This is a genomic window from Paraburkholderia sp. NPDC080076 (assembly GCF_050281145.1).
In the GTDB taxonomy this organism is placed as follows: Bacteria; Pseudomonadota; Gammaproteobacteria; order Burkholderiales; family Burkholderiaceae; genus Paraburkholderia.
This window is the reverse complement of the sequence record NZ_JBNNWQ010000007.1, coordinates 326741-343232: the sequence shown is the minus strand read 5'-3', so window position 1 is coordinate 343232 and position 16492 is coordinate 326741. Positions and strand designations below refer to the sequence as shown.

The window sequence follows — 16492 nt, the reverse complement described above, 5'->3', positions numbered from 1 at the left end:
TGACGTACGAAAAACAGTATGGAGAACACAATGAAGCAGCTTTCTGGATGGGGTTTGTCGCTGAGCCTGGTGTTGCTTGCAGGATGTTCGACTGCCTCGGGGCCGACGTTTAACGCTTATACGATTACGGCCGCCGACGGTTCCACGCTTCATCAGGTCGAATGTCATGGGATCTTCGAGGGACCTGCTACCTGTATGAAGGTGGCTCAGCAGATATGTCACGGAGAACCGGTTCGCCCGGTGCAGAAAGTCGGGCGCCTGCTGCCGGACAATGACCAGGCCGATGTCACGCGGCGGCTTACCTTTGCCTGCGGCGACGCGCCGGTCACGCCGGCTGCAGCGTCCTCGCAGCCGGTCGCACCTGCGGCGCAAACGGTTGATCAGTTCGTGATCCAAAGCGATGCGTTGTTTGCCTTCGGCAAATCAAGCCGCGCTTCAATGCTGCCGGGCGGGGTGGCAAGTCTCGATCAGGTCATTAAGCGTATCAGGCAGCGCAGTGGCGTTCAGTCCATTTCGGTCGTAGGCCATACCGACCGTCTTGGGCCTGAAACGGTCAACCAGCCGTTGTCCCTGGCGCGTGCCCAGACGGTGCGGGAGTACATGATCGATCATGGACTGAACGGTGAGGTGATTCATGCGACGGGCGTGGGCTCCGGCGATTCAACAACGCAATGTCCGGACGGCGGGAGCAAGTCGCTCATCGCTTGCCTGCAACCGGACAGGCGAGTCTCCATCGAAATTCGGGCACAGTGAAGACCGTCGACGGCGAAAACTTAACGAAAACTGAGGAGGCGGCCAAGTCCTTTCGAGGGCAAGGTCGTCGTTCAGGGCAAGTGAGTTGCCAAACGCAGGACGGCGGGCTTTCCAGAGCATGGTATCGAAGGACTTCTCGGGCTCCACAGCGACCCGCACACGAGCGTGGGCTTCTTACCGAAAGAGGGCGCCTACGCCAACCCGAACAACTTCGAGCAACTGATCTTCTATGATGCGACGATTACCATTGACGCATTGCCTGGGTGTGCTGGACGCGCCGGTAGCGCGAAGGGGAGCTGAAACCCAGGAAACGCGGCCGGCCGTCGGCGCTCCGTCAGGCGCGCTGATTGCGATTTGTTCTCTTCCGCTCTACAGGAGGGAGCATGCAATGGCCGTCGACCAGTTCGAAACGCTGTTGGCAGTGTTGCTTCGGCGGTGCTACCTATCGGGCGGACGCCGGCCGGATCGTCTGCCGCAATCTGAATGACGATACCGCCTGATCGACGAGCACTGTGATCTTGACAAGGGCATCTGGAGAGACTGGGGCGGAAGATCTGTCGGGGTGGATAGCGGAACCGATATTGCGCGTGAGGCCAGTTTGCAACGGCGCTCAAACCGTCTTGACACTGATCGACACGCGCCACAGGTGTGTGGTCGCGAACTTTCGCGAGACCGAACTCAAGGGCGTCAGCACGGGGACGCCCGCCATGGTCTACCTGGTGAGCGGTAGGGCAACCCGTCAAGTTGGCGCTCAAAGTGTCGTCGTTGCCCACGCCGATATTTCAGTTGGAGATTCGGCCGCTTCGTGACGCACTGGCTATCTGGCAGTAGTCGGGCGGCGGATTCAACCGGTGGATGCAATAGTTTGGTTAAACCGCCGATTGGCCGGTTAGCGTTTCGTTTCGGTCAGCGGACCATCGCAGGACAGGCGGACAACGCATCGTTAGCGCCTTCTTCGCTTCGCCATAACTCTCGAATTCGCTCTCTTGCGGAAGCGTCTTTTTCGCTAAGCTACCCGTCGACTTCGGCCGCAGCAAAAGACTCGATCTCGCGGCCGAGCCAGGGACGAAAGGAACGCGCGGGCCGGCCACCCTGATCTCATCGAACGACGGGGTAATATATTGGGCGACCACAACGGCTTGAAGGGCAGCCAAATCGGGAGTTGAATATGCCGAAAAAACGGCAACCAGGCGATACGATCCAGAACTGGGCGGACAAGTGGGTTGCATCGGTTCTTGATTATTCAATTTGTGCGATCTCGGTGGAAGGCCGGATTCTGACGTGGAATTCCGGTGGCATAGTGATCCACGGCTACCAGCCGGACGAGATTATTGGCCAGTTGCTGGACATCCTCTACACAGAGGATGACCGCCAAAAAGGGGCGCCTGCGGTTGGCCTGGAAACAGCCCGGCGGACAGGGCGTCACGAAACCGAAGGCTGGCGGGTCCGGAAGGGCGGCTCGACGTTTTGGGCCAGCGACGTGACTACCGCATTGCATGCGGAGGGCGGCCGCCTTGCCGGTTATGTGAACATTGTGCGCGATATCACGGAGAAAAAGGCCGCGCATGAGGCAGTGCTCGAAAGCGAACGACGCTTCCGCATGCTGGTGAATGGGGTGACCGATTACGCAATTTTCACGTTATCGCCGGAAGGCGTGGTCACAAACTGGAACTCCGGCGCACGGCGCATCAAGGGCTACGCTTCAGAAGAAATCATCGGTTCGCATTTTTCACGCTTTTACATGCCGGAAGACGCTGCGTCAGGACTGCCACAGCGCGGGCTAACCGCTGCCGCAAGGGACGGCCGGTTTGAAGCGGAAGGATGGCGGGTGAGGAAGGATGGCAGCCGTTTCTGGGCACACGTCGTGATCGATGCCATCCGTGACGAGGAAGGAACGCTTGCTGGATTCGCGAAGATTACCCGTGACATCACGGAGCGGATGGAAGCGAGCCGAGTTCTCGAAGAGACCCGGACGGCGCTGTTTCAGTCTCAGAAGATGGAGGCCATCGGTAAGCTGACGGGAGGCGTTGCGCACGATTTCAATAACGTACTGCAGGTATTACGCGGTAACCTGGAACTGCTGGGAAACCGTCATGCCAGCGACGGATGGACCCGGGAGCGGCTCGACAAGGCGATCGACGCGGTCGATCGCGGCGCAAAGCTCGCGTCCCAGTTGCTTGCTTTTGGACGCCGGCAGCCCTTGCGACCGGCTGTGATTAACCTCGCACCCGCAATACGGGGTATGGATGATCTGCTGCGGCGCGCACTTGGCGAGACCATTGAAGTGGAAACGGTCGTCGCTGGCGGTCTATGGAACACCATTGTCGACATTCATCAGCTGGAGAACGTCATCCTCAATCTGGCGATCAACGCACGCGATGCGATGCCGGGCGGCGGAAAGCTGACCATGGAACTGGCCAATGCAATGCTCGACGATCAATATGTTGCCGGCCTCCCCGATGTGGCGGCGGGCCAGTACGTCATGCTTGCCGTCACCGACACTGGCACCGGGATGCCTCCAGATGTACTTGAGCGGGCCTTCGACCCGTTCTTTACGACGAAACCCGAAGGCTCGGGGACCGGACTCGGATTAAGCATGGCGTATGGTTTCGTCAAGCAGAGCGGCGGACACACCCGCATCTACAGCGAGATTGGCCACGGCACGACCGTCAAGATATACCTGCCGCGGTCCACGGAGAAGGCAGTCGAGCCTCCTGCGAGACCGAACGTCAGGTTGCTGGGTGGGACTGAGACCATCCTCGTAGTCGAAGACGACCTGAAGGTGCAGTCAACCGTTGTCGATATGCTCTCTGGACTTGGCTACAGCGTGCTGAAGGCGGACGCCGCGGAGGAGGCGCTAACCGTGATTCGAAGCGGCATCCATATCGACCTGCTTTTTACGGATGTCGTCATGCCCGGGACACTGCGCAGTCCCGACATGGCCGCCCAGGCCGTGCAGCTTCTGCCGCGCCTCAAAGTGCTTTTCACTTCCGGCTATACGCAGAACGCGATAATTCACGGCGGACGGCTTGATCCGGGCGTTGAACTGTTGAGCAAGCCGTACAGCCGGGAACAGCTGGCCTACAAGATTCGACAGATACTCGGCACTACGGGCGCGACCGATAGGAACCGGAGCGCAGCGCTGCCAGCAGAAAATGCCGGCACGACAGGTCTCCGGGTTCTGCTGGTCGATGACGATCTTGGGTTGCTGGAAGCTACGAGCGAACTGGTAAAAATGCTGGGACACGCTCCGGCAGTGACTGGCTCGCCGGAAGAGGCGCTGCGTTGGGTTGGGGACGAGGCATTTGACGTAGTGGTCGCCGATCTCGCGATGCCTGGCATGTCCGGACTTGAATTCGCCGAAAAAGCGTTCCGGTTGAGGCCAGCGCTGCGCGTCATCTTCGCCTCGGGCAACGAGATGCCCGATGTTCCAGCGCTGCCGTTCGCCTGGAAGGCGTTGCGAAAGCCCTATACCCTGGACGAGCTGGACAAGGTACTGAGCAGTTCTGAGCTCTAGATGCGCTCCTCGGTGTACTGGTCACATTCACACGAGGCTTACGTCCTGTCTGAAGCATGGCGCGGTTAAAAGCTATCGCATCGCCAGTGACCGTCTCAGATAGAGCGGAATGCGAAGGAGAATCGCCCTAAGTGATCAAACGAGTCGACTTGAGCCAGTTATCGTCGGGTTCGGTGCGGCTAGACTGAACTATTTGGCGGCACCGCATTCAGCAGAAATCAGCCGCACAACGGGCATCCACCCCCGTGGTCGATCACCTTTTCGTTCCTCGGCGGCCCCGGACGACCGCAAGGCGATCGGACAATCCAAGGTCGCGGACAATCCTGTTCAAGTGCGAGAGAGAATAGGCGATACCGAACTCCCGCTCGATAACGATCCGCAGTTGCTCGCGGTTCCAGACATCAGTCCCGAACCCGTGTAGGCGCGGCGAATGTTTGATGGCGCTCGTGAGCCAACTGGGAGCCCGCACATCGAGAACAGACGGTCGCCCAACGTCGTTCAACCGAAGGATTGCTTCGGCTCCGCCGTGGCAAAGAGCGATTCATACCTCCGTGCGGCGGCCGGGCCCAGTTGCAATCGACGGGCAATCTCACGCATGGGGATTCCGGCCGTAAACATGGATGCAACTGCCCTTCTTCGAGCGCTCCAAGGCGGCTTATTCAGGTCTTCAGAGACGGACATACGAGTTCGGTACTGCCGGTGGATTAGAGCAAGGCAAGGGGAAGAACAGTGGCGACTATAAGGGGTATTTGTATTTTCCGTGCATTATCTGGCGGTTGCAGGCTGCGGAGGTTTGCGCAGCACGGGTTTGACGTTTCCCACTTGTCGCGTATCGTGAGTTACACAAGTCTTTGATCTGTCGGCCGTTTTTCGGACAAACCGCCGGAATTTGCACGATTCGGACGATTACCCCTAGGCCAGCTTCCGTCTTTCGGCAAAGAGACGAGAAGCATTGGTCGAGTCTAGGTCTCGACGGTGATTCGAATGACCGCTTCAACTTCGTAGCACGCCGTTCGACTCGCGACATGGCGACGGGCCGAAAAGGGTCGGTCTGCGCCTCCTGCGTTCGGCAGAAGCCAGCCACCTGCCGGGACGAATTCTTCATCAACTATATTGTCAAAGTAACGTTGCCGAAGTTTCATACCATCATGAAGCCCTTTTGCTTCGCAGCAGCCCTCATCGTGCTCACCGCCGGCTGCGCCTCGAGATGGTCGCCCCCGAACAATCAGACCGCCCAGCCATCCGACGCGGACACGTACGTTCTGCACACTACCGACGGTGCGACGCCCGGTTACTCCGCGTCAAGCCCACCGAGGCTCAGCGTCGGTGTCAGCTATCCCGATACGCAATTGATTCTGCCGTGGTTCCTTAATGACATCATCAGCTTGATTAACTATCGCTAGTCTGACAGCGACTTGCTGCGGTGGGACTGCGAGCGGCTCCTAACCATCCTGTCTGGGGCTGGCAACGCATCGGAGAATGTGCCAGTGCGGCCCGGCTACGGAGGTTCGACGAAGTGGTGCGATGGGCGGTCGCCTACGGTGGCCGGACCTCCGGATTCGGCCAAATTGAGACGTTCGATGCGGTCGTCTAGATCGTCGACAATCGGTAAACTCGCGTCACCTTTGTGCCCGTCCATACAGCAAAAAATCAAACCATGAAGCGATTTACAGGATTACTGTTTTCTCTATATGCGATCTCCGCAGTTGTACAGGCAAGCACGCCAAACGACTCGGGCTCGATCGCCGAACATGAACCTGCGCCAACATCCGCGCGGTTGGTTCCGGCAAAGGAAATACCCTGCCAGTATGGCATGCCTGCAAACGCTTCCTACGGGACAGTGCCAAATGGACTCGCCGCAGTCGACGTAGTGCTCGATGAGAAGGGAATAGTACAAAGTACCTGGATTTCGCAAACGTCCGGCAACGCTGCTTTTGATGAGCTTGCGCTAAGCCAGTCGCGGGTCGCCACCTGCAAGCCCTTCCCGGGTCTGTTCGGAAAATCCATCCCGGTAAAGACGACCTTCGTGTTTGTGGCCGACCCAGCTAAACTACCCTTTCCACAGCAGGTCACACGCCTCGTGCGCTCCCACCTCAAATGGCATGGCGATAGCGTTAGTCTGCCGACGGTGATTTCGGTGAATTGCGCCCCAGATGGCAAGCTGTTGTCGGCAGCGATCGTTAAGTCGAGCGGTAATGTCGCGTGGGACGCAGCAGCGTTTGATGCGGTCCAACTCTCTGATCCGATGCCGGCATATGAGAATGGGAAAGCACTGGAGCACTTCCAGATTACGTTCTATCAACAAGGGATAGTGCGGAAACCGAACGGGAACTTATATTGAGTCAGCCGCGACATGCCTCGCCGTTGGGGGGCGGCGCCATTGATTGATTCGTCACAATTTAAACAACAGTCAGTTAGCGGTGCTCGAGCGGCAGCTTCGGAGAAGGGTGACCGTCTGTAGCGGGTCGAACTGCGCCGCTCAAAGTCACTTTGCGGGTCTTCCTGGCAGCGATAGTTCAGGGGGCGGAATGACAGGCGCAATGCCTGTCAGATATGGATGGCTACCCTTGCCGAAGCAGATCTGTAGCACGCGAAACTTCCCTATTTATAGCAGCAATCGTCAATTCCGCCGGTCTGGCTCGCGCACTCATCCGACAACAATCGGCCATTAAGGCGCACTCATCCGACTTGCTGCGGCGACGTTCGACCGGCCGCTGCGTCGGCTTGACCGGACATTCAACCGATTGCCAGGTCAGCTGTCGCACAACTTGCAAGTCGTGCGGCCAATTCAGCGAGCAAGCCAACGCCACAGCAACCAGGCGCAGAGTGCCCAGATAGACAGAATCGTGGCGAGACCGACCATGCTACTTTGCTTCACCGGTTTCCCAGCTAACCAGACTGCGGCCTTTCCCCGATTGACTTCGATGACTGCCTTCGGGATGAGGCGCAAGCAGAGCCAGACTCCAAGCGGCACGACAACCAGATCATCCAGATAGCCGAGGACGGGTATGAAGTCGGGAATAAGGTCGACCGGGCTAAGCGCATATGCCACCGTTGCCAATGCGAGAAATTTCGCAAGCAACGGCGTGGCCGGATCGTGGCTGGCGAACATAAGCGTGACTACGTCTCGCTTTAGCCGCGTTGCCCAAGCCATGAGTGATTGCAGCATCTAGCGTCGAGCTCCACTTGCGAGTGCGCCGACAGGCACATGAGAGATTCCTCACGGGACTTTATCGCACCTGTTGCGTTGGGCAGTGGCGCATAACTTGTAATCCCTGCGGCAACGGCGGCTGGCGTCTCCGCGTTCATCAATCGACAGCGCGGGAACTCAGTTCGCCCAGTCCGGGCCGGTTTTGTATCCTCGTATCGGCGATTGCGCGGTGTCCTCGCGGGCAGGAACGGTTCGATGAGTGACCACAGGTCGACGTCCATAAGCTCTTTAGGCTCTAAGGTTAACGAATCATCCTGCTCAATCCGCATGACGGCACCAGCAGTTGATCGGTTCAGCAGTAGATCGGGCTAGGATTGTGTTCCAGTGCCCACGGTTGCCTGTTCCTCCAGCCACCCACGCCACACTGCCATCAGGACCGCCAGGATGACGGGGCCCACAAACAGCCCTACCAGCCCGAAGGCCGCAAGCCCGCCCAGCACACCGAACACGACCAGAAGAAACGGTATCCGGGTAGCACTGCTGATCACGAGCGGACGAATCAGGTTGTCCACCCAGCTAACGACCAGTGCACCCCAGAGTAAAAGGCCGACCCCTGCTAGCGTTTTTCCTGTGACGAGGAGCCATACACCGATCGATCCCCATACGAATGGCGTGCCAAAGGGTATCAACGCGATCAGCACCGTAAACGCAGCCAGCAACACCGGCGCCTGCATCCCTGCAACCCAGTAACCGAGGCCGGCAAGCGCGCCCTGCGCCAGTGCCGTCAGCACGAGCCCGTAGACGACCGCCTTGGTCGTGCCGCCGATAGAAGCGAGATAGGCGTCCATGCGATCGCCCAGAAAACCCCGTAGTACGCGGCACACCTGATCCAACGCGCTTTCGCCGTCCCGGTACATAAAAAACAGCGTCAGCAAGGCAAAGCCCAGCTTCGTCGCATTGCGACCCACGCCGCCGACTAACTGGCCGACCTCCCCGGTCCACTGCCGGCCCCATTCAGCGATTTGCGCGCGAAAAGCCGTCGGATCGGCCGAGACCTGATTCAGTAGCTCCTGCAGCCACTGCCCAAGCCACGGGATGCGCACAATCAATTCCGGCAATCTGTGCGGGCCATTGGCGAGGTAGCCGGCGACAGTCTGGTAGGCCGTGACCAGTTCGCCACGCAGCAGCATGATCAGCCAGATTGCCGGCAGAATGAACGCCGCTGAGAGAATGATCGTCATCAGCAGCGCGCTGCCGGTAGCGTTCCCGCGCATAAGCGAGCGCAAGCGGCGATAGACAGGCCAGGTCACGTAGGCAAGGATAGTGGCCCAGGCGACAGGCACCAGGAACAGGCGCAGCACTACGTAGCTCAGCACGACGAGCCCGCCAAGAAGAAAGGCGAGGATGACGCGCTTGACCAGGGGCTTCGGATAACTCTCGCACATGAACGCCTTTCCTTTAGATCCGCTGAGAATTTGTGGGCGCACCGGTGCTTCCGCGCGCCGTGGCCCGTGGTCGCCACAGGAAGCCCGTTACCGGCGCGCGCCTGAGCCCCCTGCCAAACGTCGACGTCGCATGTCGGAATGCCGTGCGCAACGCTGCCTCACTGACTACCCGCGGCCTTGCAGCACGGCAATACGCCTGTCGATCGGTGGATGCGTGGAGAACAGCCCGAGCCAGCCCGGCTTGTCGGTGATGCCGGACGCCTTGAAGGATTGCGGAAGTTCGCCGGGTGCAAGTCCACCCAGGCGGGCCAGCGCATTGATCATCGGTCGCGGAGAAGCCAGCAGTTGTGCAGAGCCCGCATCAGCGCGGAACTCGCGCAGGCGAGAGAAGTACGCGACGATCACCGAAGCGAGAATGCCGAAAACGATCTCGCAAACAATAACGGTTATGTAAAACCCGGGACCGACACCGCGTTCGGTACGAAACAAGGTCTTGTCCACAAAGTACCCGACCACACGGGCGAAGAAAACCACAAAGGTATTCACCACGCCTTGAATGAGCGTCAAGGTCACCATGTCGCCGTTGCTGACGTGCGAAATCTCATGGCCAAGAACCGCCTCCACTTCCTCCTGGTTCATCGATTGCAGCAAACCGGTGGAGACAGCCACCAACGCGGAATTCTTGAAAGCCCCTGTGGCGAACGCGTTTGGTGCGCCTTCAAAAATTGCGACTTCCGGCATGCCAATGCGAGCACGCTGCGCGAGCTCCCGCACAGTGTCGACCAGCCATTGCTCAGTCGCATCGCGCGGCGAGTCGATGACGCGCGCCCCGGTTGTCCATTTCGCCATCGGCTTGGAGATGAGAAGCGAAATGATCGAGCCGGCGAAGCCGATCACCAGCGAGAACACGAGCAGCGCATTGACGTTAAGCCCGCTCCCGGTCAAGAAGCCGCCGACGCCCAACACGTTCAATACTATCGAAAGCACCACCATCACCGCGAGGTTGGTGGCGAGGAACAGCAAAATTCGTTTCACTGGCAAGTCTCCTGTGGAAACCGGCTGAATGGCTGCGATGACAGAGAACCCTCAACTCTCCTTTGACACCGGATAACCGAAAGGTTTATGTAATGTTGCTATTTCAACATAAGACGATTGCTATCTTTCTTCGCGAGACGCTTAATCCTGCTCCGTGCAGGTGGGCCCACCTGGCAGAATTCTGATGAGCAAGAAATCCTCCTCCGACGATGTCGGATTCTCGAATGAAACGACCGATGCGACGCTGGCCGCGCTGACAACGCAGATCAGCAGGTTCGTCAGCGAAGGGACGCTCGATAGCCGGTGCGCCGCAAAGCTGGTCAAGCGACTGTAAAAGGAAGCTGAGACCGTCGCTGAAATCGGTAAGACAGCGAAGACGGGCGAGAAAGAGCTAAAAAAGCTTTCGGCGATGTAGATGCATTACTGTGCGATCCCAATGCGAGGCTGCTGGTCACAGCCAACGCAGCGCTGCGGACGACAGACGAGGTAGCCAGTCCCAGGAAGTAGCGTCTAAGGGGAAAGGAGACGTGGGAAGGAAAACTTCGGCCTGTCGGAAGCGTGCAACCGCGATGTTTTTTGCCGGGTCTCGGGGCTCACCCACGACGACGTTCAATTTTCAGGCACTGTCGGTATGCTCTTGCGCTTCGGACCAATCTCTCCGAGTTTCGTGCGTGCCTGACGAAGTACGTGGACGGCCGCGTCATGGCCAGCGTCGCCAGCAATGCGGCGACGATCAGATCGGGCCAGGCCGCCCCGGCTCCGAATACCCCCACAGCAGCCAGCAGGACGGCGATGTTGCCGAGAGCGGCGTTCCGCGTGCAAAACCAAGCGACTGGCCGGCCGGGGGGCGCGATCCTCGCAGTGCCCACCTCCGTTCCTAAAGTGGACGTGTCGAAACTCCACTCTGGCACATTGATGCCGTTCGGTTCTGGAGGGCCTCCGCGTTCCTGCTGAACCCCACCTCCCCCAAGGTAGGGCGGTGTCCATTCCATCTCGGTCGGCTACGGTCTGACGCGTCATGCGCGGCCCAGAGGGTCGATTGAATTTTGGCCAGGGACGGAGCGCCGTTGGCTACGCCGACGGCTGTGGAGTTTGGTCGCAGCGCGGCTTTGACAGCGGCCCGGTCGACATCGGGGTAGGCACGTTCAGAGCGGAATTAGGGACAAACGGCCGCCGCCGCGACATAGAGCAAGAGCGCTATCACTACCACTGCGGTAAATCCAAGATGGATCGCCAACACCGTTGCCAGAACTGCAGCCACCACGGAAGCACAGGCGTTGATGCCCCACGCCCAGGGCACCAGCGCTTCGGCGCTGGCGCCAACGCGCCCGAGTCCCAGTGGGAAGGGTATTCCCATCGCAAACGCGAGCGGTGCGACGAGCAGCACGGAGATAGCGATCCTGGCTGGATCGGGCAGGGAAATCAGCAGTCGGAACAGGGTGGGGAGGATGGCCAGGTAGAGCAGGGAGATAAGGGAGATCGCGAAGACGGTCCTTGTCAGCAGGGACGGGCGACCTCTATTCCAGCGCGACCCTGGCGCGGGGCTGGGTAAGTGCGCTCCGCCCCCTTGCAGGCGCTGCGAATATCGGCTTCCCAGTCCGGCAAACGAGAGGAACGCGCATAGCACCACCGCAACAGCATAGAGCGGGTGACTCAAGAACAGGATGAACTTCTGGATAAACGCGATTTCGACGAACATGAAGGCGAAACCAATCGCGAGGAAATAGATAGCAACTCGCCGCCCGGATAAGGCCGCTGATGCAGTGGCGTTGTCGACAAGGGTTGTCGTTGACGATGGCGAGCTGTGAGCCAGGCGTTGGCGGCGCCTTATCATCCAGAGCGGAAAGAGGATCAATATCAAAGCTGCCAATGTGGCCTGAAGCAGGGTCGCAATCAGCACCGGGTAGCCCCATTCCAGCAAAGGCAACCCGCCTTGCTCCTTCAAGGCGAGGAGTTCGGGCAGCGAACGCCATTTGAAGAAGTGAAAGAAGTACGGTTTGTCGTCCGTGGCGGGTCGAACATCGAACTTGTAGCGTGCCCAGAACTTGTCGCGATCGGGGCTCAGCAAGGCTTGCGCGGCTTCGAAGAAGTATGGCGTTTCAAGCACGTTGTAGCGATTCGCTTCCGCGGCGTGCATCCCGGGGTAGTATCCGACGTCGAATGAGCGCGCACGGCAGAAGCCTCGCAGTGCGACGATTTCCTCGCCACTGAACTCCCCGTTCTTGACCAGCAGCGTCGTAGTCTTCCAGCCGCGGATCAGCACGAGCCGGCGGGAGGGTTGCGCCACACCGACGCCCTCCATGGCCAGCATCCCCGTCGCAAACAATTTCAGGATGTCGCGTGGCGGCAGCGTGACCCAGCGCGTAATCGCCAGCATGCCGCCTGGGTTGAGATGGCGAAGATAATCCTGGAACGCCTGCACCGTGTACAAATAGCTCTCGGAAAGCGCGTAAAGACCGGCGGACGTGGCGCTGAACGAATCCAGCAGCGCGACCTGGATGAGATCATAGCGCTCGCCGTGCCCAGCGATGAAGCTTCGCGCTTCGCCGGTAAAGACGTGAACGTTGGGTGCGCTGTAAGGCTTGCCGGAGAAGTCGGCAAAGCGGCCTTCCACCGCGTCGATCACCTGCGGATTCAGTTCCACCGCGTCGATTGCGCTCGCCTGGTGGTAAAGCGCCTGCAACACATCGGCCCCGGCGCCGCTGCCAAGTACCAAGACTCTGGGGCGCTCCAGCAAGTGGTAGGGAAGCGCGGAGGTCACGTAGTCCAGATAACTGAGTGACTCGCGCTGTCCGTCATAGCGATTGAGCGCGGAGAGCCCGTCACCATCAGTAAACACTCCCAACTGTGGCGGCGGCTCCATGGTCGCGTTGAGGCTCAGCCCCGGTGCGTGGCGGAAAGGAATCAAAGGGCTTTCCACTACCGTGATGAGACCCAGTGGGCTCGAGCTTTCAGCGATCACGTGTGCGTCTTTGATGCGCAGTGTCTGGCTCAATTCCTTGTACTCGGACGGCCGTAGAGCGACCCAGTCGCGTGGCAGGATGGTCAGCGAAATGGCCGCGGCTCCCACCAACAGCACCGGCAACCAGTTTCGATGCCAGCGACACTCGATGCATGCCAGCGCGGCTGCCGCCAGACCCACACCGCCCAGGAGGCGGAGCGCATCCAGCGGAGCAAGGACAAATAGCGCAACGATGATGGCGAGGCTGCCTAATCCGGCTCCCACAATATCAAAACTGTAAATGCGGGGAATCTGATCATTGAACCGTGTGAAGGTGAGACAGACACTTGTCGCGGCGCAGAAGAAAGGGACGAACAGGAGCAGATAAATCAGCAGCAGGCGCAGCGGCTGCTGCGGATCCCACAGAATCTCCAGGGGGTTGAACGCGACGCGCTGGGCAAGCGCGAAAGAGGCGACCGCGGAAACGCCGAACAGAATGGCGCCGCCAACGAACACGGCCGTAAACCTGGGCGCTAGCCAGCGCTGCGCTAACGCCACCATCGCACCGGCTGCACCGTATCCCAGCAGGGCGACACTGATCATCATATAGGCGAAGTGGTGCCAAAGGATGATGGAAAACAGGCGCATCAACAGGATCTCGTAGCCGAGCGCTGCGGCCGAGAGCAGGGAGAGGGCGAGCAAAGGCGCCGTGGGCATGATCGCGTGAATGGGAATGGATGCGGCATGAAGGATGCGCTTGACCAGAGACAAGGCAGGTGCACGGGATCGCCATGTCCATTTGCTCTCTCACACCTCATCCTTGAATCAGTGCCCGGCCAATGGCACGAATCTGACGGGCAAGATCTGTTTGGTGGAAATCGTTCCGTCGTCCGATTTTTCGATCAGCAGCAGGTACTGGGTCAGAAACTGCGCGCCCACCGGAATAACCATTCTGCCGCCCGGCTTCAATTGCCGCACGAGGGGGGGAGGGACATGGCTGGCAGCGGCGGTGACGATGATGGCGTCGTAGGGCGCGTGGGCTTCCCACCCGTAATAGCCGTCGCCCACCTTGGTTTCCACTTGCTTGTAGGCGAGCCGTTGCAGGCGCTCCTGCGCCTGCATGCCCAAGGGTTCGACGATCTCGATCGAATATACCGCTCGTGCCAGACCTGCCAGGATCGCCGCCTGGTAGCCGGAGCCGGTGCCGACCTCGAGCACGATATCGGTAGACTTGATCACCATCAGGTCGGTCATCAGGGCAACAATGTAAGGCTGCGAGATTGTCTGGCCATAGCCGATGGGAAGCGGCCTGTTCTCGTATGCGTTGTGCTCCTGCTCGGGCGGAACAAATTTGTGGCGAGGCACCTGTTCCATGGCCGCCATGACGCGCGCATCGATGGCATGCCTGCCGGTTTCGGTGCCGGTGTCAGCAGTCAGTGCTGCGATCTCCTTGACCATTCTCGCCCGGCGTAGCGCAAAATCGTCGGCGGCGTGAACACCGGAATACAGCCACACCAATGCAATTGCTGGAATCAGGATGCGCAGCCAGCGCGTCATCGGTTTCACAATGGTCCCTGTTGCCTGACCTACTGTAATTCTACGCTCATGCGCGGGCTGGCTTCGCGTCGAACACGTCCGGCGGCCTGTCATGCATCAGGCCGGCCTCTCGCCATTTCCGAACTAGCAAACGTCCGCATCCTCCACGCTGAGTGATTGAAGTACCATGGCCCAGCCGCACGTCCTGTGTAACTCATCCCGCGTTGCCCAGCCGGCAGTATTGAGCTCGACACCAGATCGGGATCCGGCGGAAAATATCCGGGTCTTCCGCTTTGAGCCTTGCATCTTTTGCAGGGCGCATGGGTGCACCTTGACCAATGGCCGCTATAAGGGCCAAACAGCGGATAACCAATGCGTTTGTCGCAAACGTCGTGTGTCGGTCCAATAGCGGCCGATTGGTGGTCTCGCGCGACCGGCCGGAGTGGGTCTCGCGTGCTGACTGTCGCGAGAACATCAGCGCTCGATCAACGTGCGATTAGCGACCAGCGCGCGAAGCCGAGAATTCCCTCGGCTTCTCCGCAGGCCAATCCTGCCGAACACGCTTGCCCGGTCCGGATTGGACGCCGACTGGATTCGTTATGTGCCGCTGCCGTACGGCTGCGTGATGATCTCGAGATTGTGGCCGCTCGGATCTTCGAAATACGTGCCTCGACCGCCATCGTTCGTATTGATCTCGCCCTGCCGGCGGTGAGAGGGATCCGCCCAGTAGGGCAATCCGCGGCTCTGTATTCGCGCAAGAATGCAATCGAACTCGGTCTCGCTCACCAGAAACGCATAGTGTTCCGGCCGCGTTTGATGATCATCGCTGTAGAAGTCCAGCGTGACGCCGTTATCCAGTTGCACGGCAAGGAACGGCCCGAATGGCTTCGGCTCGGGAAGTCCGAGTATTTCTGCGAGAAATGCCGCCGATGCATCCCTGTTCCGCGCGTACACGATCGTGTGATTAAGCGTGATGCTCATGTTCGCTGCTCTCGTTTCGCCGCTTGTGTGACAGTGCCTGTTCACGGTGCCGGCCGGCATCATCGCCCAACGCCCACTCCGTCCCTCGCGCGACCGCTGAACGTTGCGCCAATCAGTGCGGCTGACCGAGGCATGCATCGGCGACGTCGACGATCGGCTCGCTATCGGCGTGGGCTTCGGGAAACCGATCGACACATTTGATCTGCAGTAGCGTCCACCATGTGCCTGGCGGATCGTGGCCAAGCCACATTACCGTCGCGGCCGCTTTGGTTCGAAGCCTCCATCGCTGCCAGTCGGCGCCCGTTGGTGAAAAATGGCCCTGACTGTCGATGTACTGGCCCGGGTCCAGATCGTAGCGTTTCAGGTAGGCCGGATTAAGGCGCTCGTCGAGCGTAACCTGCCCACCATGGGCGAAGCGCGCCCGTTCCCGTGTCTCGTCCTGACTGAAATCGCTCACCGCGCGGCTGACGACCGACAACTCAAACAGCAGCGCTGCACCAGTTGCCAGACATGTCGCGGCAATGCAGAGCACGAGCACCCAAAGAATCCGCCGTCCGACTGTCAGTGTGCGTGCCATCAATCCCCTGGCCTCGCAATGTGATGAAAACAACTCGTGCCGTTCCAGCGCGGAATTCAGCAGACGTTTCCGCTCCCCTCTTTAAACGATACAACTTCACGTGCCGGTGGTCCAGTCCGCTGCGATGTTCCGGGGCCTCGACGCGGCGGCAACATGAACTGAAGTGGGATGCGTCAGGAAACCATGCAGTGATGAGCGCCAACGTGGAATGGTGCCGCGGATATTGCATCGGAACGGTAGTTAGTCCGGATGGCAGCTTTTCACTCTGCGTGAGGGCAGCAAGACAACGAGCGTCTGTCTTTATGCCGGCGATGACCAGCGGCACATCGATACGGAGAAAGAGCTTCGCGGCCACTGGCAATGTCTCGCGGTCTTATCTCCTTATCCCTCTCGGGCCCTTGCACAATAGCGATCGACCACCTGGTGACGTTAGCGGGTATCTGGCAGTAGTCGGTCATGAAGCGACCGTCGCTGCCCTAACCCGAAAGGCCGCTACGTTAGCATTGGCCGTGGGGAGACCGCTAGTTACTGCAGATTTTCCGCGAGTTGGCCGCGC

General features: G+C 59.5%; 13 protein-coding genes and 1 pseudogene. 6 read left to right on the top strand and 8 right to left on the bottom strand.

Annotation, left to right across the window (positions count from 1 at the left end):
* The first annotated feature begins 30 nt into the window (after positions 1-30).
* From ACQKRQ_RS27370 to ACQKRQ_RS27360, 3 genes and pseudogenes are all read left to right on the top strand, one after another.
* Entirely contained in the window at positions 31-753 is a 723-nt protein-coding gene (locus ACQKRQ_RS27370; RefSeq protein ID WP_427480769.1) for an OmpA family protein, read from the top strand.
* Between the two features lie 591 nt (positions 754-1344).
* Positions 1345-1502 (top strand): annotated as a pseudogene (locus tag ACQKRQ_RS27365) (multidrug transporter subunit MdtN); the annotation flags it as partial.
* A 419-nt stretch (positions 1503-1921) separates the two neighbouring features.
* Complete coding sequence (locus tag ACQKRQ_RS27360; RefSeq protein WP_427480767.1) at positions 1922-4270, top strand: PAS domain S-box protein; 2349 nt, start codon at positions 1922-1924, stop codon at positions 4268-4270.
* Positions 4271-4523: 253 nt separating this feature from the next.
* Here ACQKRQ_RS27360 and ACQKRQ_RS27355 read toward each other — a convergent pair whose 3' ends face one another.
* The gene (locus ACQKRQ_RS27355; RefSeq protein WP_427480912.1) at positions 4524-4739 is read right to left on the bottom strand and encodes a winged helix-turn-helix domain-containing protein; all 216 of its coding nucleotides are present in this window, start codon (positions 4737-4739) and stop codon (positions 4524-4526) included.
* A gap of 556 nt (positions 4740-5295) precedes the next feature.
* On the opposite strand from ACQKRQ_RS27355, the gene ACQKRQ_RS27350 reads away from it, so the two are divergent.
* Positions 5296-5673 (top strand): hypothetical protein, encoded by a 378-nt coding sequence (locus tag ACQKRQ_RS27350; protein WP_427480765.1) that lies wholly within the window; start codon positions 5296-5298, stop codon positions 5671-5673.
* 254 nt (positions 5674-5927) lie between these two features.
* Entirely contained in the window at positions 5928-6611 is a 684-nt protein-coding gene (locus tag ACQKRQ_RS27345) for a TonB C-terminal domain-containing protein (protein WP_427480763.1), read from the top strand.
* Positions 6612-7058: 447 nt separating this feature from the next.
* Here the strand turns inward: ACQKRQ_RS27345 and ACQKRQ_RS27340 are convergent, their stop codons facing one another.
* From ACQKRQ_RS27340 to htpX, 3 genes are all read right to left on the bottom strand, one after another.
* A complete protein-coding gene (locus ACQKRQ_RS27340; protein ID WP_427480762.1) occupies positions 7059-7439 on the bottom strand; it encodes a YkvA family protein in 381 nt (126 codons plus the stop codon).
* A 350-nt stretch (positions 7440-7789) separates the two neighbouring features.
* Positions 7790-8866, bottom strand: coding sequence for an AI-2E family transporter (locus ACQKRQ_RS27335; protein WP_427480760.1), 1077 nt, complete (start codon positions 8864-8866; stop codon positions 7790-7792).
* Positions 8867-9031: 165 nt separating this feature from the next.
* Complete coding sequence (gene htpX, locus ACQKRQ_RS27330) at positions 9032-9901, bottom strand: protease HtpX (protein WP_427480759.1); 870 nt, start codon at positions 9899-9901, stop codon at positions 9032-9034.
* A 184-nt stretch (positions 9902-10085) separates the two neighbouring features.
* On the opposite strand from htpX, the gene ACQKRQ_RS27325 reads away from it, so the two are divergent.
* Positions 10086-10235 carry a hypothetical protein gene (locus ACQKRQ_RS27325; RefSeq protein WP_427480757.1) on the top strand — a complete coding sequence of 50 codons (150 nt, stop codon included), beginning with the start codon at positions 10086-10088 and terminating at the stop codon, positions 10233-10235.
* A gap of 822 nt (positions 10236-11057) precedes the next feature.
* On the opposite strand, the gene ACQKRQ_RS27320 is transcribed toward ACQKRQ_RS27325, so the two are convergent.
* From ACQKRQ_RS27320 to ACQKRQ_RS27305, 4 genes are all read right to left on the bottom strand, one after another.
* Positions 11058-13559, bottom strand: a complete 2502-nt coding sequence (locus tag ACQKRQ_RS27320) for a spermidine synthase (RefSeq protein WP_427480910.1) — start codon at positions 13557-13559, stop codon at positions 11058-11060.
* A gap of 108 nt (positions 13560-13667) precedes the next feature.
* Entirely contained in the window at positions 13668-14438 is a 771-nt protein-coding gene (locus ACQKRQ_RS27315; protein ID WP_427480908.1) for a protein-L-isoaspartate(D-aspartate) O-methyltransferase, read from the bottom strand.
* 537 nt (positions 14439-14975) lie between these two features.
* On the bottom strand, positions 14976-15359 hold the full coding sequence (locus ACQKRQ_RS27310; RefSeq protein ID WP_427480755.1) for a VOC family protein: 384 nt from the start codon (positions 15357-15359) through the stop codon (positions 14976-14978).
* A gap of 112 nt (positions 15360-15471) precedes the next feature.
* On the bottom strand, positions 15472-15936 hold the full coding sequence (locus tag ACQKRQ_RS27305; RefSeq protein ID WP_427480754.1) for a hypothetical protein: 465 nt from the start codon (positions 15934-15936) through the stop codon (positions 15472-15474).
* Positions 15937-16492 lie beyond the last annotated feature (556 nt).